We start from the raw sequence: 20,298 nt of genomic DNA, 5'->3' as shown, positions 1-20,298 counted from the left end.
TCAAGTGATATTTGCCTCTTAAGTTGCCTTCAGGCTAATCCGGAAGCACTATTATCCCCAGAGGCTCTAACAGTTGCTCCTGTTGCCAGGCACAGATCTTGACCCCCTCGAGGTTGACCCGCCTGGGATCGAGTCCATCCAGATCGGCAAAGGTCAGGTCACAGCCCCGCAGATTGACCTGTTGCCAACAGTCGCGGGAGAAGGTGCCGCGGCTGAGGTCGGAGCCCATCAAGGAAGCACCGCTGAGATTGGCATTGCTCCAGTTATTTTCAAACAGCTCGCACTTTTCCAGGCATTGGCCACTCAAATTGGCATAGGCCAGGTTGCAGCCTGAGATATAAGCCGCACAAAAGTACATTTTATGGCTGACTTGATTGTAAAAGCGGGCCCGGGAAAAGTTGGCGCCCTTGAGATCGCATTCCCTGAACTCTATGCCAAAGCAGTTGGCACCGCTGAAGTTAGCCAAAGACAGACGGCAAGCCTTGAAACTGGCATCGCGCAGATCGGCATAGCTGAAGTGGCACCCTTCAACGGCGCCGCTTTCAATGAAACTGCAATCCTCGAAACTGGCATCCCTTAGCTGACAGTGGCTGAAGTCACACTGATAGAAGCGGCAGCGGCGAAAACGGCTGTCACTCAAATCCTGGCGTGAGAAATCCTCTTGTTGAAAAACTTTATCGATAATATCCATACGGCTTCCTTTAATCAGGGAGGACGCTACCTCTTTCGGCGAACTCTGCCTAGGCAGGCAAATATGGGGTTGGTTCGCGCCTTCCCAACAATCTTTGCAGGCTAACATCGGCACTCTGGAATATCACTAAAAATAAAACCTTTAAAATCATGACTTTGAGAAGTGCTTAAAACGCGATTTTAAGGGGGTAAATCGACATTTTGAGAGCCTTTAGGTGGGCTCCATGCTCAAGGCGTCGTGAAAAATAATGCAAGCCTTTGGTGAGCTGCTGACGTGGCTTGCTGGATGTGAGGACTTTCCTTTCGAATGGTTTTGTTAAAAAATATATAAATACAATGAGTTAATAAGCATTGAAACCCGGGTTTGTATGTTGAACCACCTTTGACAACACTTAAGCTGGGCGCGAGTAAATCCTCGTGACCTTCTTTCTGTCGAGAGTGGCGTGCACAACCATTGGCACTCAAGGCATAGCACTGAAGACCTGCAGAGGTCCTTCCTATAGATATAGTTGTCCGGGGGGGGTAGTTATGCGCTTACTTTTTCCGCTATTGCTCTATTGTTGCAGTGTGCTGGCGGCTGCGGATCTGAGCCAGCTCAGGTATCTCACTGAAGAATACCCTCCCTACAATTTTAGTTTGGGACAGGGTCAGGTTTCCGGATTCACAACCGACATTTTGCATCTTGTTTGGCGGGAGATGGCGGTTGAGCCGCAACCCATAGAGATATTGCCATGGGCCAGAGGCTACTACCTGTTGGCAAGCCGCGATAACGTGGTGTTGTTTTCCACGGCCCGCATAGATGCCAGGGTTCCCCTGTTTCAATGGGCCTGCAGTCTGGGCACTTTGGAGTTAAATCTGTATGCATTTAAACAGATGGCGCCGAGATTAACCCGCCTGGATGACGCCAAGCGGCTAGTGGTGGTGGCAGTCAGAGATGATGTGGGTGAGCAGTTGCTATTGAGTCATGGTTTTAATCCCGGCTTGTTGGTGCGTACCAGCAGCCTGGAGCAGGCGATTAGGGTGCTCAGTAGTGGCCGAGCCAATTTGTTGTCCAGCAACCGATTAACCTTGGTGAGTACCCTTAAACGGCAAGGCTATGAACCGGACATGATGGCGCCTTTGCTTGAGGTCAGTCATAAGCCTTTGTGTTTTGCATTCAGTGCCGGTATCCCTGCACAATTGGTGAGTGACTTTCGGGCTGTGCTCAACCGTGTTTTGAGCTCGGAAGAGGGGCGGCGTCTGAGGCAGAAGTACTTTGATGAAGAAACCTTGCTCAGCGTTCCCTGAGGCGGGAATGTGAGTTGTCTTGAGGATCCCCTCTGAGCCTTGAGGTAGACTGCAACTCTGTATTTGCAACGGAGTTGTTATGCAAGTTGTCAGCTTTACCGCCATAGGCCATGCCGAAACCCAGTACACAGAATTGGCCAATATGCCGATCCAGGGCAGCAAGGTCGCCGATAACCAAGGGGTCTTGGTGATCCATCCCGACTACGCCGAAGGGTTGGCCGACCTCGATGGTTTTTCCCATGTTTATGTGCTGTTTCATCTGCATCAATGTAAGCAGGGAGCACTCAAGGTTAAACCTTTTCTCGATAACCAATTGCGCGGTGTGTTTGCGACCCGTTCACCCAAGCGCCCCAATCCCATAGGCCTGTCGATACTGGAAATTGCTCGTTTAGAGGGCAACCGCATTCATGTTAAGGGGATCGATATGCTCAATGGCACTCCCATCATAGATATCAAACCTTATATTCAGGCATTTGATTGCGTGCAAAATACCCGTGATGGTTGGTATGAACAGGGCAAAGATCCACTGCAAACCCTCTCTGATGACAGGTTTGCCTGACACAGAAACCGTTCCTTTTTTATCACCGGAGCAGCATATCCTGGTTGCTCTGGTTTCCTCGCGCCTGGCCACGCCGACATTCTCGCCGCTGTGAGCTGAGCTTTTTATCCGCTTAGTCGGTTTTGACTATGGTGTAAATTTTTTCCCTCTTATTGATTCATATCACTTTGTTGGTGTTTTAACTTGTTTCCAATGGCTGGAATCGTCAAAATCCACCCTCCCGCCAAGGGAGCTTAAGGATGCTCTGGCGGCCGCCTCTACTGTATTGACTGTGCTTATCATCGCGGTCGAATTGAATTTAAGTGAGCCCTGGATGGGCTCAGGCCTTAAGGCCATCGAAAAGGATTGTTTTGAAAACTGCTATTGTCGTTCAGTTTCCCATTAGGCCGCTGGTTAATCTAGGCCAAACGCTTCCTTCCCCTTTATTTGCTCTGTATACGCACCTGGCAAGCCCCCTTAGCCATGCCAAGTTGTTTTTATGTTTGATGGGTGCTTTGGGGCTATTTCATCATGCCGTTTCGATATACGGACGTGGCTATCTCTTTACTGTTAACAACAGGAGTCTCAAATGACAGCTGCCAAATGGATATTACATTCCCCGAAGCAGGCCGGCGCCCCGCAGTTGCAGCTGTTGACGCCGCTGGCTGATGGCCGTCAGCAATTGCTTTGGCAGTATGAGTTGCCTCAGGCCGAGGATGAAGTGGTGCTGAGCGCCTTCTACAGCGACAGCGAATTTGTGGTCGCCACCTGCTCCGGGCAGATCTATGCCGGTGATATCGAAACCGGGCCTCGGCTGATGGTCAATCTGCCAAATGTCGGCATCTATGGTCATGGTTGGCTGGATAAAGACAGAGGCGAGTTCTGGTATGTGGCCGAGCAGCCAAGAGGGGATGATGAATATCCCTGTCTTCTGGGCTGGTCGCTGGCCGACTGGCGGCCGATTAACGATATCTGCTTGCCTGAATATCTGGATAATCGCCGCCTTGGCAGCACCATGGTGCGGCGCCGTGACGGTTGTTTTTTATTCTATGAGCGTAAATGCGGCTCTCTGGCGCAGCGGGAGCATGGCTTCTGGTGCATCAATGTGGTCGATGGCCAGAGCCAATTTCACCGGATTGAGGGCAAACCGCTGCTTAAAGGCGTCCGTTACCCGAGTATACACCTTTGCCCTGAGCGGCAGTTGGCCTTATTGCCTGTGTCTGAGTGTCTGTTGGATGAGAGCGGTGACAGTCCACGCATTGGGTTGCAGTTGCAACTGGTAGCTCTCGAATCCCTTGATGTGCTTTGGCAACAGCCGGTGCTTTGGTTTGACAGTCATGATGGCTTGTTGGATCCGGATGAGTTTTCCACTTTGCTTGAGTCGCTCAGGAGCGGCGAAGATACCTGTGATGAAGATGAGCTGACTGATGCACTCGAAAGCCTGTTTGACGGGCTGAGCGGTATCCGCCTTTGCCGGGATGAAGCCGCTTTTTGGCTGAGTTGGCGCAGTGGCGAGCTGATGAAGGGCTATCTGGCGCCAGAGGAACACTTCCGCCTCAAGGCGGTGTCGCCTCGCTATCGCGCCAACGAATGCCCACTCCCCGGCGACGAAGCCAATCCCTTTGCCCTGGTAGCCTTTGATCACTATGACTATCAATTGACCTCACCTACGGCCAATCGTTTGCTGCTGGTGGGGTTCAAGATATATGCGCTGGATACCAGCACTGTCAGGCCCATGCTGCCTGGGGAAGCCGAGTGCCAGAGTTTACCCTGTTATTTCTGGCCTAAACCTGAGTTGGTGATGAGTGAGCAGCAGAGCCTGGCCCATGGTGAGGCGGGACTCAATCTTATTGAGGCCGATTATCTGGAGCTGGGGGAGTGTTTGCTGGGCAGCGCCAAAGAGATGGTCAGTCGCCTGGCCGACTTACCAAACAGCGCCAAGGGTGAGCGCCTGGAGTGGCGTTTCAGCGACAGACATGGCCGTGAATGGACCGAGGCGCAGTTTGTGGCCGCGCTGATAGCTGTGCCGGGCGGTGCCGAGCTGTTGGCAGAAGCCGTTGAGAAGCTGCTGGCCTATCCGGATGCGGCAAGTCTGCGCAGCGGCGCCGACAAGTCGGCCTTGTCGGACACAGTGCTGGCGCTGGCCGGTGATGACATAGCTTATCTGCCTTTGTTGGCTCGTTATTTTAATATGCTGGCTGATGTTCCAGGCGCGGCTTTCCATCAACAGCACTCAGTGCCGCTTATTCAACGGCGCCACTGCCAGGGGCTGCTCAAGCGCCGCCAATATCGCCGTTTTGTCCAGGATTTGTCCTGGCCGATTTCCCCGCCTGATTGCAAATCACAGGAATAACTCAATGAATGCCAATGTAAGAACCAATATCCGCCTGCAACAGGCCAAGCTGTTTTTTATCGGCCCTGAACTTATTCAGGTTATCCAGAGTTCTGCCGAGGCCGACACCCTGTTGTGGCAATGTGAGTTGCCGGGAACCGAGGATGGCGAGCTGGCCTTGTTGCAGTGGCTGGATGACACTCGCTTTCTGGCCTTGGGCCAAAATGGACTGCTTTTTGTCTGCGACTATCAGGCGCGCAGTTGTGAACAGGTGCTGGATTTACAAATCACCGGAAGCCCCGGGGCCTGGCTCGATAGCCATAACCAGACCCTGTGGGTGGTCGGGCGGGTGGGCATCGCTGCGCGCCGCGGCCACAGCTTGCTCAAGGTCGATCTCGCGGCCATGGAGCCGGTACAGCATTGGCCTGTGAGCGCCGAAATCGAGCCTGAGTCACTGATTCTGACCCGGGATGGACGCGTGGCCTTCTATGGTTGCAATGATCATGAGGGTTACCGCTTCCGCTTTCAGCAACTGGTGTATTTTGACCCGTCAAACGAAACCTGGTCCGAACAGCCTCTGCCGGGGAAACCGGCTCCAGTGCAGGTTTCACCGCGAGATTATTGGTTCCAGAACCGTGCCAACGGCCTTATCACTACCCTGGCCGCCGATGGGGTGAGCCGTCATCAGGCCGAGGGCGAGCCTGTGCGTTACGAAGCCAGGTTGCAGCTGATAGATATGAATCTTGGCCGTCAAGTTGATGCCGGGGTGCGCTTGCTGGCCATGGCCGATATTTGTGATGAATATGATGCCGAAGCGGTTCAGGAGGCGCTGGAGCGGATTGCCGCCGGTGAGATATCCCACCAGGATAACGACGAGTGGCAGCAACTGCTCAACAGCCTGACTTCCAGCTATTTTTGCGAGCAGGAGCAAGTCTTGTGGCTGGGCTGGAAAGGGGGTGTGGTACAAAAGGTGTCGCCGGAGGGCGAGAGGCTTTCCCCTCTGTACCAACTGGGCAGCCAAGATGCGGCGGGGCAGTGGCGGCCCTTGAGCCACTATGGTGATGATCTGGTCATGATCAAGGGTGTCGACCAAGGGCGGCTCTGGTTGGCGTTCGGTGATCTCGATGAGCCCAGTCATTACTCGGTCGACATCGGCTCCCAAGCTGCTGTGCCCCAGAGCCTGCTGGCTGCCGAACAGCAAAAGTGCCCGCTCAATTGCCGCAGCTATCAACCCAAGCCTATGCAAATTCCCAGCCAACTGCAGGCCGAGCCTTGCCCCAGTGGCAGGGTGACTCTCTATTGTGACGATCTGACATCAAATCAAGGCAGGCTGCAACTCTTGCAGCAACTACTGGCGGTGCTGCCCAAATTGGAGCAGAGCTTGGGGGAGGCGTGCGGAGCGCCCTTAGCCTCAGTAACAGCCAGAGCCCCTGTAGCAACCAGAACCGGCTGGCTTGGCCGCTTGAAACAGAAAATAACCCATAGTGCGGTTACTGAGCCTGGCAGGCTCTGGTTTGCCTTTGTTGATGGTTTGGGGAATCGGCACAGCGAGTACGACTTCTTCCACTATGCCGTGCGTCTGGAGCAGGGGCCTGAGTTGATTGCGGCCATCCTGGCGGCATACTGCCGTCTGCCCCAGGCCAGATGCTTGCTGGGAGCCAAGGGACAGCCAGTGCTGGCCGAGGCTGCCTTGGCGCTCAGCCAGTACAGGCAGGCACTGCCGCAACTCGCGGACTATTTCAATGTTCTCAGTGCCTTACCCGTGCATCCATTTCATATCAATCGCACCTTGAAAGTGATCTTTGCCGAACATCAGGGCTCGCAACAGTTGGCGGCTTTCCTGGCGGCGGTCCCAAGCCCCTATAACGACCCGGAGTTTAAGCTGGCCGAGAAAGGCGACTATGACGACGATAACTGGCAGTCGCTGGTATTTTTGAGCAAAGGATAAAGAAATATGTCATTCACAAGTTCGCCGGTTGGCGACGGTAAACTCATCTATATCGATGCGGACAATGGCTGCCCTTGCCTGTATCTCTATGAAGCGGCAGATACGGGCTCGGGTTATCGGCTCGTCTGGAGCACAGACTTTCCCATGGCCGAGGGCACTATGCAGGTCAGTGGCTGTTTTCATGGGGTGCCGGGGCGTGAGCAGAGCTGCGTTATCTGGGATCAGCAGGGCTGTATCTACTTGGTGGATCTGGCGCGTCGGCAGCAGGAGTTTTTGGCTCATACCGGGATGGAATATCTCAAAGTCGCGGTATTGAGTGATGGCCGAACCCTGGCATCACTGGGCGAAAATGACCGGCGCTGCTGTTACGATTTAATGCTCTGGCACTGGCTGGAGGACAGGGAGCTCTCGCCCTCGGCTGCCATGCAGCTGAATGATGAGGTGGATAATCAGGGCAGCCCTTGGGCCGAGGTCGATGAGACCGGACTGCCGGACAGCATGGGGCTGAGTTTTACCGATCGCCTCTATGCCGGGCCGGATAACAGTTTGATCCTGCATTGTCACCGCAGTAGGCGTCGTCGGTCCCAGGCCTGGCAGTTTTTGCTGCGGCTGGACCCTATGGCTGTCGTCGGCAATGATCTTGTGGGCAGTAACCCCGTAGGTAGTGACCCCGTAGGTAATAACATTAGCCAAGTTCAATGGCAGGGCCGTTATTCCGAGCTCTTGCAGGTGGCGGCCATGCCTCTGCCCAATCCGCCGGGGAATGAAGCGCTCTGGGAGTGTGCCCTGGCGCTGGACAGTGAGCGCGGTGAGCTTACCCTGCCGGCCATGGAGTTGAGCCGGGTAGCCGATGCTGAAACCGAGGCGCTGGCGTATCAGTTGCAGCGCATCGACTTGCGCCTTGGCCGCGAGATAGGCCGTTTTTGCGTGCGTCAATATACCTGCGAGCAACTGGCCGATGACGCCGACATGCTGTTGGCCCCGGCCGATGTCGACAATCTCGACTGGCAAGAGGCGCTGGGGCGTTTCTGGCTCCAGCTGGATGATATTGCCTACTGCGATGACGAAGCGGCACTTTGGCTTGGCTGGCATGGCGGCGCGACCCGCAAGGTTTCTCTGGACGGGCAGTGGCGCTCACCCTTGTACCTCCCGGATGGCGAAGATGACTTATACGACGAGGAGGGCATGAAACTCCTCGGCAAGGGAGCTTTGCTGACCGACTGGCATTATCTGTGGCGCGTCAATCCCAACCCCACTTTGGATCTGGCCAGCCAGATGAACCAAGCGCCCGCCGCCATGGACGCGAGCTTTGCTGTGCAATTACAGCAGACAGAATGGAGCAGCTTCCATGCCCAGGCGCAGGAGCAGGATACAATTCCCCCTTTGCTTGGTTTTTCGCGAATCGAAGTCAGGGATCTGCAGTCAGCGAGTGCGAGGCTTGAGGCCTTGGACAAGCTGGTGCTGCGGGCATTGACAGATTTTGAATCGCTAAAGTCGGGTAAAGACTTGCGCCTCGGTTTTTATGATGCCGCCGAAAGCTGGGATGAGGCGCGCTTCTTTGAGGCTGTGGCCTTCCAATTGGAGGGCCGGAACTATATGGCGCGTCTGCTGGGGCTATTCATTGCCAATGAGCGGCTCCATTACTGTTACAGCGATCCACATATCAGCAAGCCGGCACTGGCCGACTGTGCGTTGCAATTGGGCTTGGCCGGCAGCCAATATCTGCCGCTGGTGGCCCAATACCTCAACTGTATCGATGTCGATCATGAGCTGTTTTTTCAACAGGATGGCAATCTGGATACCTTGCTCGGCAAGTATGCCGATACCCCTGACGGCGAGGCCTTTAACCGCCTCCTGCCATATGAAATGAGCCATCAGGATGAAGATGATTATCAATGAAATGATGCTTAATTCAGGGGTAATTATCATAAATAACAAAGGGTTGTTTTGTGATTGAGATTTTGGATTTTGCCCCGTATCCAGAGAGATACGCCCAGGGGGGCGAATTGGGCCCCAGGTTGCTGAAAGTAAAGTCTGCAATAGGTGGCCCGGTTCTCCTCTATTGCAGATGCGTCCATTCGCTGAAGGCGGCACCGAACGGCTTTGGGCTGCCGAGTTGAGTTCATCCAAGGGATTGGTGACTGTTCTGACTGGCAAGCATTTCGAGGAGGATGAGCAATGGGATTGAGACAATCGGCCAACAGCATGGCGAGGGTGATTAGCGATCTCTTTGTTGAGCCAGAGTTTGGCGGGGCAGAAAAAGCCCGCGACCGGAGTCGCTATTTTATTGCGCTGCTGCCCATGCTGGCTATCCATTATCAGTGGCAACTGGTGTACATGTTCTCACCTTCATTGCTGCTGGCAATTCGAGAGGTCGACTTCTTTATTTCACTGTTGGCTATCTTGGCAACTGGGCTACAACTCAGTATAGGTGCGGGGTTGCTGGCAGCGCATGTTGCTATAGGGCGACGGGCGTTCGGGTATTGGTGCGGTGTGCCGCTGGCATTGGTGAACATCCTGTTCGGCTTCTCCTACCCAAAGCTACTGAGCATGCTTCAGTTTGACAAGATGATGCCTTGGCTGGGCTTGATGTTTGCCTTGGGCTGCGCTGTTGTTTGGCTGGTGGTGCAGTTACTGATCTACCTGTTTCGGCCTCCCTTGGTAAACGTTGAACCTGAACACCCTTTGCTGGCGCATCGTAAGGGGTGCGCCCCCGATCGTCAGACGCCGGCGTTGGCTTTCTTTCGCAGCAGCATGATACTGGGGCTTTGCAACGGATTGTTTCTCGGATGGCTAACCTTTATGGTGCAAACTTCCGGTTCTCCTGCTTTTGCGTTGCGGTCTTTGCTGCGGCTTGAAGGGCAGGGGACAGGAACGCTCATCATGTTTTGGTTACTGCCCAGCCTCTATTTCGGCTATAGGATTATCAGTCGCAGGGCTCGTAATCTGGGGTGGTCAGTCGCCAAGACGGTATGTTTGATGCTGTTTATTACTCTACTGTTATTACCCGGGAGTGGTGTGGTGATCAGTCTGGCCCTGTCCTCAATAGATTCCTACGTCAGTTATATCCTTATCAGCATCTCACTGATGCTGCTTTGGGGAGCCACGCTCTCGACTTCACTGCTGAATATGATGCTGCTTTGGCTGGTGCCAAAGGACCCCAGAAGCAGTCGTGATACCCAGGCCGCCTGGGTGAAGCTGAAGCAGTAGCGAAGCGGCAGACTGGCAGCCTGGTTTTGCTGGTTGTTAGGGAAGGTGCGAACAAGTCCCATGTGTGCTCTGCGTCGGCTTACGGGCTTGGATGCAAGGCGTGGTTCGCAGCAAATGGCCTAGTCCTTTGCAAGAAGCACAACACAGCAGACAGGTCTGTAAGCCACGCCCTTTGGGGCTTTCACAGCAACCGGCTTTCTGCGTTATCCGACTTCGACAGGCCCCGGCATGCCTTCAGTCAGATGCCTTGAACGCCAGTTGCTGTGCAAGCCAGAGTGCCACGAGGACTTATTCGCACCTTCCTTAGTACTTTGTCTGTCTGGGGCCTCTGTGACTGTGGGCTCCTTTGCTTTTTGAGTCTCTTGGCTTTTATAAATCTCTTGCTTTTATGAATGACACCTCCCAGACAGGGGCAAACTTGCAATCAAGCACATAAATCCTTATGGTCTTAAGCGTTTTATCGTATTTACTGAAATATTCAGCAATCCATACAAGCTGGACACAAATATATCATCAAGTAACATCTCATTGATTTACGTCACTTTTTGTACGTTTTCCGGATAAATGTAATCGACTGGATGGCGACTTGCGCCTATTTTATCCGGCATGGGCCTCTGCCTGTGATCCCAGCTCCCGAACGGAGACAAACAGAAGAGCAAAAGCATGAAAAAACACTTCGAACTCATAGATAAAGCCACTTTCTTTGGTGCACTGGGCCTGCTGCTTGCGGTGGTGATCCCGCTGGCGCTGTTTCCGGTTGAAGGGGCAGAATGGATAGCTGTTGCCAAGGCGTTTATGACGGATAAGTTGGGTTTTGCTTACCTGTCGCTTGGGCTAGCCGCCTTCTTCTTTATGATTTACATCATCTTCTCGGATATCGGCCAGATTAAGCTCGGCGATGCCGATGAAAAGCCGGAATTCGCCACAGCTTCCTGGGCGGCGATGCTGTTTTGCGGCGGGATAGGCGCCAGTATCCTCTATTGGGGCACGATTGAGTGGGCCTATTACTATCAACATCCGCCGTTTCAACTTCAAGCCGGCAGTGAAGAAGCGGTGCGCTGGGCCGCGACTTACGGCCTCTTCCACTGGGGGCCCATCGCCTGGAGCATCTATTTGATCCCGGCCATCCCTATCGCTTATTTCTTTTATGTTCGCAGGCAGCCTGTGCTCAAGGTATCGGCGGCCTTGATGCCTGTCATAGGGGAAGGCCGCAGTCACGGCAAGCTCGGTAAGTTTATCGATATATTATTTATTTTCGGCTTGCTGGGTGGGGCAGCGACAACGCTTGGGTTGGCGGCGCCGCTGATCAACGAAGGCTTGAGTTACCTGTTTGATCTACCATCGACCACGGGTAGCCAGATTGGGGTTTTGCTTCTGTGTACTGCACTGTTTGCCTATTCCTCCTACAAGGGAATGGATGAAGGCATTAAGGTGCTGAGTAATATCAACTTCTGGGGCGCGCTGGCGCTGCTGGCATTTATTCTGTTTGCCGGCCCTACCATTTTTATGTTGGAAACCGGCCTGGATTCTCTGGGACGTATGCTGAGCAACTTCTTTATGATGGCCACCTGGGCCGAGCCTTTCGGTGGTTTGGGCACTTTTGAGAATACCCATTTCCCTCAGGACTGGACCATCTTCTATTGGGCCTGGTGGTTGGTGTTTGCGCCCAGCATGGGCTTGTTTGTGGCGCGGATCTCCCGCGGCCGCACCATCAAACAGATGGTGGCCGGTTCAATTTTCTTCGGCTCCCTGGGCTGTGCCATGTACTTTATGATCTTGGGTAATTTCGGCTTGTCGTTGCAGTTATCCGGTGAGCTGGATGTGGTGGGTATCCTCAATGAACACGGGGCGACCAGGGCAATTTTTGCGATATTGGAGCAGTTGCCGTTCAGCTATCTGGTCATCGCAGTCTTTACGATCTTGTGTATCATCTTTACTGCCACCACCTTTGATTCCATCTCCTATATTCTGGCGTCAGTGGTGCAAAACAATGTCACCGAGGAACCACTGCGCTGGAACCGCCTATTCTGGGCCTTTACCCTGTCTTTTATGCCTTCGGTACTGATGTTTATGGGTGGGCTCGCCACCTTGCAGACGGCGGCTATCGTCGGTGGTTTGCCGCTCTTGGTGATAGCCGTGATGCTGATGATGTCCGGGGTCAAGGCGGCCATGCTGGACCTGAGTCATCAGGATGGTTATGAGGATCCCGTGATTAATATTTCGGATCTGCCTGAGGTCGATCCCTGGAGCCGTGAGGGCCAGGCGCTGGCCAAGTTTGAGCAGCTGCGAGACAGTGCCATAGAGGCTGCCGATGCCGAGCGTGAAGCCCTGGATGCCATCTGGGAGCTGAAAAAACAGCTGCGCCGTGAAGCCTTGAGCCGCAGTGAATCGCACCTGGAATTGGGGGATGCGCCCGATGAGTCACTTGCCGAGCTGCAGCGCCTCACAGATGAAGCCATGACGGCGAAGGAACGTAAACTGCAAGCCTCGGAGCAAGCCCAGTCTGCCCGCATTACCTTCAATGAGCTGATGCGGCAGAAACAGGAAGAGGAAGCATTGCAGGCACAGGAAGAGGCCAAGGCACAGATCATTGAACGCCTCAATGGCCGCGACTCGTAACGCTATGGCCCGGTTTGCCGCCCGGGCCTAAAGCGGCAAGAATATTCTTGGCTGGTTATTGGCGATTGGCTCAATCACAGCGATGATCTTCGGGGTGATCTCTACCATTCACTTTAGCCTGCGCAGCATGAGCAGTTTTGATCTCTTGGTGATCCTGGTATTGCTGACAGGTGGCATAGGTTTGTTGCTGCGCTCACTCAAAGGTAGCTGAAACTGTCTCAAAAAGGCGTTACTGCGTTGACCGGCAACGCCTTTTTAGTCTTAAAACAACTTATTCAGCATGCGCCTGACGACGCTCGACTCATCTTGCTTGAATGGCTCTGCGTTTTCTTCGGTCAGACAATCAAACTTGGCGATGATTTCCAGCAGGCGTTTGCGCTCATCTGCGGTCAACAGCCTGGACATATCCGGCAGCCGCTGTTGGCTGGCCAAGTGAATAATGAAAGACTCAGGTTGCCGCCCTTCGTGCATGGCAAAATACACAGTGGCCTGTGGCGTCACACCTATCCTATCCAACCAGAGTAGCGCCCAGAATTCCTTGTCGGCTTCAAGTTGCAGGCTCACATCGACATCGCCTATGCTTGAGTGCCCAAGCGCTTCATCCTGCCAACGTTCGGCCATATTCAGATGGCCTTCGGCAACCAAATGGTTGACATAGGCTTCCCTGACACTGGGACAGCCCAACCAGTGCAGCCCTCGCTTCCCAAGACCGCTGAGAAACAGTGCCAGCCGCTCTCCCATCTCGGTTGGCAACAGCCAGACAAAGTCTGCCACGCCAACCTTGCCGCGATAATCGCTGTAGGGATCCCAGCCTTGCAGAACCGGCAGTTTCAAGGCTTGTGGTGTCAGGTTTTCCAGGCCTTCGCCGCTTTGTAAATAGGCCTGTAACTTGTCATAGACAGCCTTCGCCGCTGCCGGTTTGAGTTTTTGCTCCAGGCCGCGTTGCAGGCTGAGGTTAAATAGCTCAAAGGTTTGCTGCGGCAAGGGGCGCTCCGGGAAACAGGCCTTGAGATCGGCAATAAATCCCAGCATGGCAGTTTCATCGCAATAGTTTAGGGCATCCAACAGCTTTTGCTGAGCCAGCCAATGGCTGCGGCCTATCATGCTGTTATCTTCGGGATCGCCTTCGGCAAAGCTTGCCAATCGCTCCAGGTAACGTTGCCAGAAGCGCTCATTGGCCGGCGCATAGCGCGCGATGCGCCTGTCTTGCAGCAAAGTATGGGCATCCAGCTGCGCCTCGCTGACTCCCAGTGCCAGCAGCTTTTGATGCAGGCTCTGCTCTGTCTGCGGATCATCTATGGCGGCATATCCTTCATAGTTTGCGTAAAACTGACTGATGCGGCTGATAAGCACCATAGGCGCCAGTTTCAAAAGCAGTTGCCAGTGGCGCTGGGCCAGGATCTGCAGTTCGGTGTGAGCCTTTGGCAGTTGGCTATTTAACAGGAAAAACAGGCTGAGCAGGCCGCGCTGGAAACCATCGTCCGGGAAAAACAACCAGTAGGCCGCTTGACGCTGGCTTATCTGGCTTCCGCGTTTCCCCCCATCCTTGCCAAGTAGCGATTCGGCAACGGCGGCCATAGTGTCAGCATCCTGCTGCTCCTTGACCTCAGTGAGCCAGGCCTTGAGTATCAAATGCTGCGGATTATCGCTATTGAAGCGGCCACCATGCCGATTGAAGACACGCATATAGGCAGTGAGGAAATGCTGCTCCAGCCAGCCAAGCAGCGCCTGGGTTTCTGCCTCTGTGCACTCGGGGCGGCCGAGCCGATAGGCGGCATAGGCGACGCCTCCCAAGTGGGTCGGCAACTTGTCCAGTGCCGCCGGCAGACGCTCGGCAATGGCTGCATCCAACTGTGCGAAGTCACTTTGCTTGCAGGTATGGCTAAGCAGGAAAAAAGGCAGCTCTTCCAAGCTGGGTAGTTGGCAGTCGCCTTGAGTTTGCCCGGAGCTCTTGCCACTTTCCGGCTCTGCCTGGGCGCTGCCGGTATCTGTCTTATCCTGCTGCCAGGGGGCGAACCTGTCGTCCATCAACCAGGCTTCGGCAACCTGTGCCTTGGGCTCAGCGCCGAGCGCATCCTGCAGCGCCAGCGCCTCATCTTCCACCCTGTGCCCCAAGATCAATTGCTGCTTGACCTGATCCCGCCACAGATCAGTGTCTTCAAGTTCCGCTTCTACTGGCCAGTCTTCCAGGCTGTAGAAGAATTCCAGTATTGGCTGGGTTTGTTCCAGCGTTTGTTCATCGGCATAGGCCAGTAGCGGGGTTTGCTTTAGACGTTTGAGCAGCTGCGCCTTAAACCAGGTGTAATCGTCAGCATGCTCGCTAAAGTGTTCCAGCAGGCTGGGGTTGACAGGATCACCCTCGGCGGTTTGGAAAAAACAGCGGCGGCTCTGTTCGCCATCACAGTGCAGATAGGCGTGGATTAGTTCGCGGCGCCAGCCGAACTCCTCTACCAGTTTGCCCAGCAGTTCCACGGGTGTATAGCCGCTGTCCAAATCCCAGTAAGGCACTAAAAAGGCGGCCAGATAATGACTCAGTTCGGGATATTGCCTGGCCAGCATGTAGAGGGCTTCTACCCCGAAGACGTTGTAGTCATCGAGAAAGAGATCGCTAAAGTCGTTACGACTGCGGGAGAAGGCCACCATGGCCTCGGCAGTTGCCTTGATCTCGTCCAATAGCTCGGGGAAGTTCAGCGCTGCGGCAAACAGCACGGCTTCAGTGCAATATTTAAAGGTGTGGTGCGCTCGAGCGGCGCTGAGTGCATGCACCAGCAAGTTGCGGTTGTCGCCGGCATCGTCATTGCTAAGCGGCCGCTGCTGCTCGTTGACAAACTCGATATTGAACAGCAGGGAGCCTTCAAGACGAAAGGCGCTGCCATCGTGCAGGTGTTGCCGGTATTGCTGCAGCGCCTGGGAGATGCTAACGGGATCTTGTGGCTTGAGGCTGATGCTGAGGGTTTTGTCGAACTGGGACATATTGCTTCCTTGATTTTAAATTAACGCTTTTGCCGGTCGCTGCCTGTAAGGCACTTCCTGTTAAACAACCGGCGACCGCGCCGTGAGCCAGGGCGCGGGCAGTTATCCTGTTATTAGTTGTTTATTGGGGTGTTCCCAACTGCTTTTTTATCTATGCCTTCCTTAAGAGCCTGCTATTAAGAGCCTTGCGCCAAATCTTTGGCCAGTTGCCGTACCGTGGCAGACTCGTCTTGCAGGAAGGAGCTGAAAAGCTCGGCGTCAACCCCGGCTTGCGCCAGCAACTTCAGCAGGCGTACACGTTCGTCTATGGTCAAGAGCTGCGAGGTCTCCGGCAGTCGGCCCTCATCGGCCAAATGTCTGAGGAAGGGCGCCGGGGCGCGGCCTTGGCTTACGGCGAAATAGACAGTGCTTTGCGGCGCTACGCCTATGCTGTCGAGCCAGCCAAGGGCCCAGTTTTCCTTGGCACTCTGAAAGGCTAACCCAGTGTCATAGTCGCTGTGACGCTTGTGTCCTACGCTTTGATCTTCCCAGCGCTGCGCCATCGAGAGACTACCCTCGGCAATGAGGTGGTTGACATAGGCCGTCTCCACACTCGGCCGGTGAAGCCAATACAGGCTTTGGGTTCCAAGGCCTGCGAGAAACAGGGCCAAAGCTCGCCCCTGCGCTTCAGGCAGCAGCCAGACAAAGTCGCTGAGCTCAGCCGCATCGGCGGGGTCGTCCGAGCGGCAAGGCGCCCAGTCCTGCAACTCGGCAGTGGCTTGGGGCGTCAAGGGCTCAAGCCCTTCGCCCGATGCCAGATAAGTCTTGAGTTGGCGGCAGAGGTTTTGCGCCTGCTCTTCGGTAAATGATTTGCTGAAGCTTTGCCGCAGGCAAAGATCAAACAGTTCGAAAAATGCCTGCGGCAGAGGAGTCTCGGGGAAGTTGGCCTTGAGATGGCCAAAAAAGTTCAGCCTCGGCAGCTCGCGGCTTGTGTGCAGCGCTTGCAACAACTGCTGCTGTTGCTGCCAGAGGCGGCGGCCTATCATGCTGTTATCCTCCGGGTCGGCTTCGGCAAACCGGCTCAGCCTGGTGATATAACCTTGCCAGAAGCGTTTATCGGCCGGGCGATAGGCAGCCACCTGTTGTTCTGTCAGCAGGGTATGAGCATCGAGCTGCGCCTCGCTGACACCCAGCTTGAGCAGGTTTTGCCGCAATTCGGCCTCGATATGCTCATCATCAATGGCCGGATAGAAGGCGTAGTCAGCCCAGCAATAATAAATTTTTTCAATCAGTTGCAGCGGATCTAACCTCAGCCATAGCTGCCAGTGCCTTTGTGCCAGGGTTTTTAAGGCCTGCCACTGCGGCGCTTCGAGCTTCGGGGCGCAGAGCAGGAAATACAGCGCCAACAAGCCGTTTTGGAATCCTTTATTGGCATTGGACCACAAGAGTGCAATACGCTTTCCGTCCTTACTGGTATAGAGTATCTCAGAGGCAATTTGAGCCATCTTGGCAACATCGCCCTCGGTGTCGATATCCGTGAGCCAGCTCTTGAGAAGGCGATGTTCACGCCTTTTCTTTTGGTACTCCCCGCCCTCATAGAAGATATGGTGCTGAAACTGTAATGGCAACTGCTGCGCCAGCCAGCGAAGCAGCGCCGCGGTCTCGTTGGCCTTGTCGGCTTCCGGGCTTAAGCTGTGGGGCGAGTTCAGGCGGCTCAGGCGATAGGCGGCATAGGCGCAGGCGCCAAGGCTCTTGGGCAGTTCGGCCAGCGCGCTCAGCATAGCCTCTCCCACTTCGGCATCCAGCTCCTCCAGCTCGCCAATCCTGAGATAGTCTTCCGGCTCTTCCAGGTCATAAAATAGCGCGGCATAGTCAGAGCCCGGCTCGTTATCATACTGATCCCAGTCATAGTCCTCTGCCAGAGCCTGCTCTTTCCCGGTTTGCCATAGACAATGACGGTCGTCTTCCCGCCAGGCCTCTGCCACTATTACCAGAGGTTGGCTCTGCTCGCTCAGCTGCGCCAGCAAGGAAAGCGCTTCATCCTCTACCCGGCGACCCAAGATCAATTGCTGCTTGACCCGATCCCGCCACAGTTCAGTGTCGTCAATGTCAGCCTCTACCGGCCAGTCGCCCAGACTGTAGAAGAACTCCAGTACCGGCTGGGTTTGTTCAAGCGGTTGTTCATTGGCATAGGCCAGTAGCGGGGTTTGCTTTAGACGCTTGAGCAGCTGCGCCTTAAACCAGGGGTAATCGTCCGGATGCCCGGCAAAATGTTCCAGTAGGCTGAGGTTGACTGAAGCACCCTCAGTGGTCTGGAAAAAGCAGCGGCGATTCTGCTCGCCGTCGCAGTGCAGATAGGCGTGGATCAGTTCGCGGCGCCAGCCGAACTCCTCCACCAGTTTGCCCAGCAGTAACACAGGTTGGTAGAAGCTTTCCAAGTTCCAGTAAGGCACCAGAAAGGCGGCCAGATAATGGCTCAGCTCGGGATATTGCCTGGCCAGCATGTAGAGGGCTTCCACCCCGAAGACGTTGTAGTCATCGATAAAGAGATCGCTGGAGTCATTGCGGCGGCGGGAGAAGGCCACCATGGCCTCGGCAGTGGCCTTGAGCTCGTCCAATAGCTCGGGAAAGTTCAGCGCTGCGGCAAAGAGTACTGGTTCGGTGTAAAAGCTGAGTCTGTGATCCCGGCGGGCAGTATCGAGGGCGTGTTCCAACAAGGGGCGGTTGGCACCGGCATCGTCACGGTTAAGCGGCCGCAGCTGCTGATTGACGAACTCGATATTGAACAGCAAGGAGCCATCGAGTCGAAAGGCGCTGCCGTCGTTCAGGTGTTGCCGGTATTGCAGCAGTGCCAGGGCGATGCTGGCGGGATCCTCTGGATTGAGGCTGACGCTGAGGGTCTTGTCGAACTGAGACATACTACTTCCTTGAAACTGGGGTCCTGCCCGGGCACTGGGATGTGACGTTTTTCGCCATGAGGCCCAAGGCTTGGCTAGTCTAACGACAGTGGCTTTGAGGGTAAACGCCTTATCCGCCACGGTGGCATTTTTGTGAGGCTCGCAGTTTGCAACCTGTTTGCTGTGGCGTAGCGCTCACTTTCCACAGTCGCGGGGGTTAGGTTGTTTGTCAGGGATTGCCCTTCACAGAGCAACTGGCTAGGGTTAAGGCCTTTTTGTACAGGAGTTGGTTTTCCCTCCGGCGGAGCCTGTCATGGCTTGGGTGAAGTCGTCTCGATGGGACAGCCCAAGTCAATCAGGCGGGATGTGGGAAAACAAATACGGCATTGCCTCAATCAAACTCTTGTCACGGAACGGTATAAATAAAAAATAAGGAAGCAGCAGTATGGCGCCAAGAGTTTGTTCCAGTGCACTGGAAGCGGTATCCCTGATAGGGAATGATGAATTTATCTGGACCCACTCTATGGGAGCCACCCCCAGAGTCTTGCTGGAGGCGCTGGCACAGCATGCCATGACGCGGCAGAACCTGACCTTGCTGCAACTGCATACCGAGGAAGCCGAGGCCTTGAGTGTGCCCGAGCTTAAGGGCCATCTGCGCCATCGCTGTTTCTTTGGCGGCGCCCCGACCCGCGCCCTGCTGGCCAGTGGCGAGGCGGATTATGTGCCTGTCTTTTTATCCGAGGTGCCCAAGCTGTTTCGCTCCGGCGAGCAACCCATAGATACGGCGCTGGTACAGGTGTCACCGCCTGACAGCCATGGCAACTGTTCGCTGGGGATCAGTGTCGAAGCCAGCCGCGCCGCTTGTGATGTGGCAGGCCGCATCATAGCCCATATCAACCCGCAAATGCCGCGCACCCATGGCGACAGCTTTGTACCCTATGACCGCTTTGCCGCCGTGTATGAACAGAGTTCGCCTCTGCCCGAACACCCCATGGCCGGAGCCGATGCCATCAGCCAGGCTATCGGCAAGCATGTGGCCTCTCTGGTTGAAGACGGCGATTGCCTGCAGATGGGCATAGGTGCCATTCCGGATGCCGTTTTGGGGCAGTTGGCAGACAGACGAAACTTAGGGATCCACACCGAACTGTTCTCCGACGGCATTCTGGCGCTTTATCGCTCCGGGGCGATTAACAACAGCCGCAAGAAGGTGCATCCGGGGAAGTTGGTCACCGGCTTTGCGCTTGGCAGTCGCGCCCTCTATGACTTTGTCGATGACAACCCCGAAGTGCTGTTTCTGGATATAGAGCAGGTTAATGACACCTCGGTTATCCGCCGCAACCCGCAGGTGATGGCCATCAACTCGGCGCTGCAGGTGGATATTTCCGGCCAGGTATGCGCAGACTCCATAGGTACCCGAATCTATTCCGGGGTAGGTGGGCAGATGGACTTTATTCGCGGCGCCGGTCTTTCTCCCGGCGGGCGCTCGGTTATCGCCCTGCCGAGCACGGCCGCCAATGGCGCGGTTTCCCGTATCGCGCCCGTGCTGAGCCCAGGTGCCGGGGTAGTGACTACTCGGGCCCATGTGCACTATATTGCCACCGAATATGGTTGCGCCAACCTCAGGGGCCGCAGTATCCGCGAGCGGGCCAGAGCCTTAATCGACATAGCGCATCCGGATTTTCGCGAATCCCTGTGCCGGGAGACATTCGAGCTCTGGGGTTTGAGTATTTGAGTTAACGCTCATTACGTAAAATTTAACGCTGTTATCATGGTGTTAACTTTGTATACCGGGTAAGATGCGGTCAATCTCTTATCGCGGTAGGTT

General features: G+C 54.9%; 11 protein-coding genes and 1 pseudogene. 9 read left to right on the top strand and 3 right to left on the bottom strand.

All coding sequences use genetic code 11. The annotated features are described in order from the left end of the window. Positions 1-34: 34 nt before the first annotated feature. Positions 35-691 carry a quinolone resistance pentapeptide repeat protein QnrA2 gene (locus AYI96_RS04400; RefSeq protein WP_039034975.1) on the bottom strand — a complete coding sequence of 219 codons (657 nt, stop codon included), beginning with the start codon at positions 689-691 and terminating at the stop codon, positions 35-37. Positions 692-1,218: 527 nt separating this feature from the next. Between AYI96_RS04400 and AYI96_RS04395 the strand changes: the two genes are divergently transcribed. The 8 genes and pseudogenes from AYI96_RS04395 to AYI96_RS20255 form a co-directional block, all read left to right on the top strand. Beyond that, positions 1,219-1,977 (top strand): substrate-binding periplasmic protein, encoded by a 759-nt coding sequence (locus AYI96_RS04395; protein ID WP_144361069.1) that lies wholly within the window; start codon positions 1,219-1,221, stop codon positions 1,975-1,977. Between the two features lie 79 nt (positions 1,978-2,056). Continuing rightward, positions 2,057-2,536, top strand: a complete 480-nt coding sequence (tsaA, locus tag AYI96_RS04390) for a tRNA (N6-threonylcarbamoyladenosine(37)-N6)-methyltransferase TrmO (protein WP_144361068.1) — start codon at positions 2,057-2,059, stop codon at positions 2,534-2,536. Between the two features lie 568 nt (positions 2,537-3,104). Beyond that, on the top strand, positions 3,105-4,868 hold the full coding sequence (locus AYI96_RS04385) for a hypothetical protein (protein WP_144361067.1): 1,764 nt from the start codon (positions 3,105-3,107) through the stop codon (positions 4,866-4,868). 4 nt (positions 4,869-4,872) lie between these two features. After that, on the top strand, positions 4,873-6,795 hold the full coding sequence (locus tag AYI96_RS04380) for a hypothetical protein (RefSeq protein WP_144361066.1): 1,923 nt from the start codon (positions 4,873-4,875) through the stop codon (positions 6,793-6,795). A gap of 6 nt (positions 6,796-6,801) precedes the next feature. After that, positions 6,802-8,694 carry a hypothetical protein gene (locus AYI96_RS04375; RefSeq protein WP_144361065.1) on the top strand — a complete coding sequence of 631 codons (1,893 nt, stop codon included), beginning with the start codon at positions 6,802-6,804 and terminating at the stop codon, positions 8,692-8,694. 279 nt (positions 8,695-8,973) lie between these two features. Next, positions 8,974-10,005 carry a hypothetical protein gene (locus tag AYI96_RS04370; RefSeq protein WP_144361064.1) on the top strand — a complete coding sequence of 344 codons (1,032 nt, stop codon included), beginning with the start codon at positions 8,974-8,976 and terminating at the stop codon, positions 10,003-10,005. 663 nt (positions 10,006-10,668) lie between these two features. Continuing rightward, positions 10,669-12,624 carry a BCCT family transporter gene (locus AYI96_RS04365; RefSeq protein WP_039034981.1) on the top strand — a complete coding sequence of 652 codons (1,956 nt, stop codon included), beginning with the start codon at positions 10,669-10,671 and terminating at the stop codon, positions 12,622-12,624. A gap of 31 nt (positions 12,625-12,655) precedes the next feature. Continuing rightward, positions 12,656-12,835 (top strand): annotated as a pseudogene (locus AYI96_RS20255) (hypothetical protein); the annotation flags it as partial. A 50-nt stretch (positions 12,836-12,885) separates the two neighbouring features. On the opposite strand, the gene AYI96_RS04360 reads toward AYI96_RS20255, so the two are convergent. Then, positions 12,886-15,597, bottom strand: coding sequence for a hypothetical protein (locus AYI96_RS04360; RefSeq protein ID WP_144361063.1), 2,712 nt, complete (start codon positions 15,595-15,597; stop codon positions 12,886-12,888). A gap of 176 nt (positions 15,598-15,773) precedes the next feature. Further along, a complete protein-coding gene (locus AYI96_RS04355) occupies positions 15,774-18,494 on the bottom strand; it encodes a hypothetical protein (RefSeq protein WP_144361062.1) in 2,721 nt (906 codons plus the stop codon). A 424-nt stretch (positions 18,495-18,918) separates the two neighbouring features. Here AYI96_RS04355 and AYI96_RS04350 point away from each other — a divergent pair, with 424 nt between their 5' ends. After that, complete coding sequence (locus AYI96_RS04350) at positions 18,919-20,205, top strand: acetyl-CoA hydrolase/transferase family protein (RefSeq protein WP_039034996.1); 1,287 nt, start codon at positions 18,919-18,921, stop codon at positions 20,203-20,205. Positions 20,206-20,298: the final 93 nt, after the last annotated feature.

It is taken from the genome of Shewanella sp. MSW, assembly GCF_007636515.1.
GTDB classification, from domain to species: Bacteria; Pseudomonadota; Gammaproteobacteria; order Enterobacterales; family Shewanellaceae; genus Shewanella; species Shewanella indica.
This window is presented reverse-complemented; position numbering and strand designations above follow the sequence as displayed.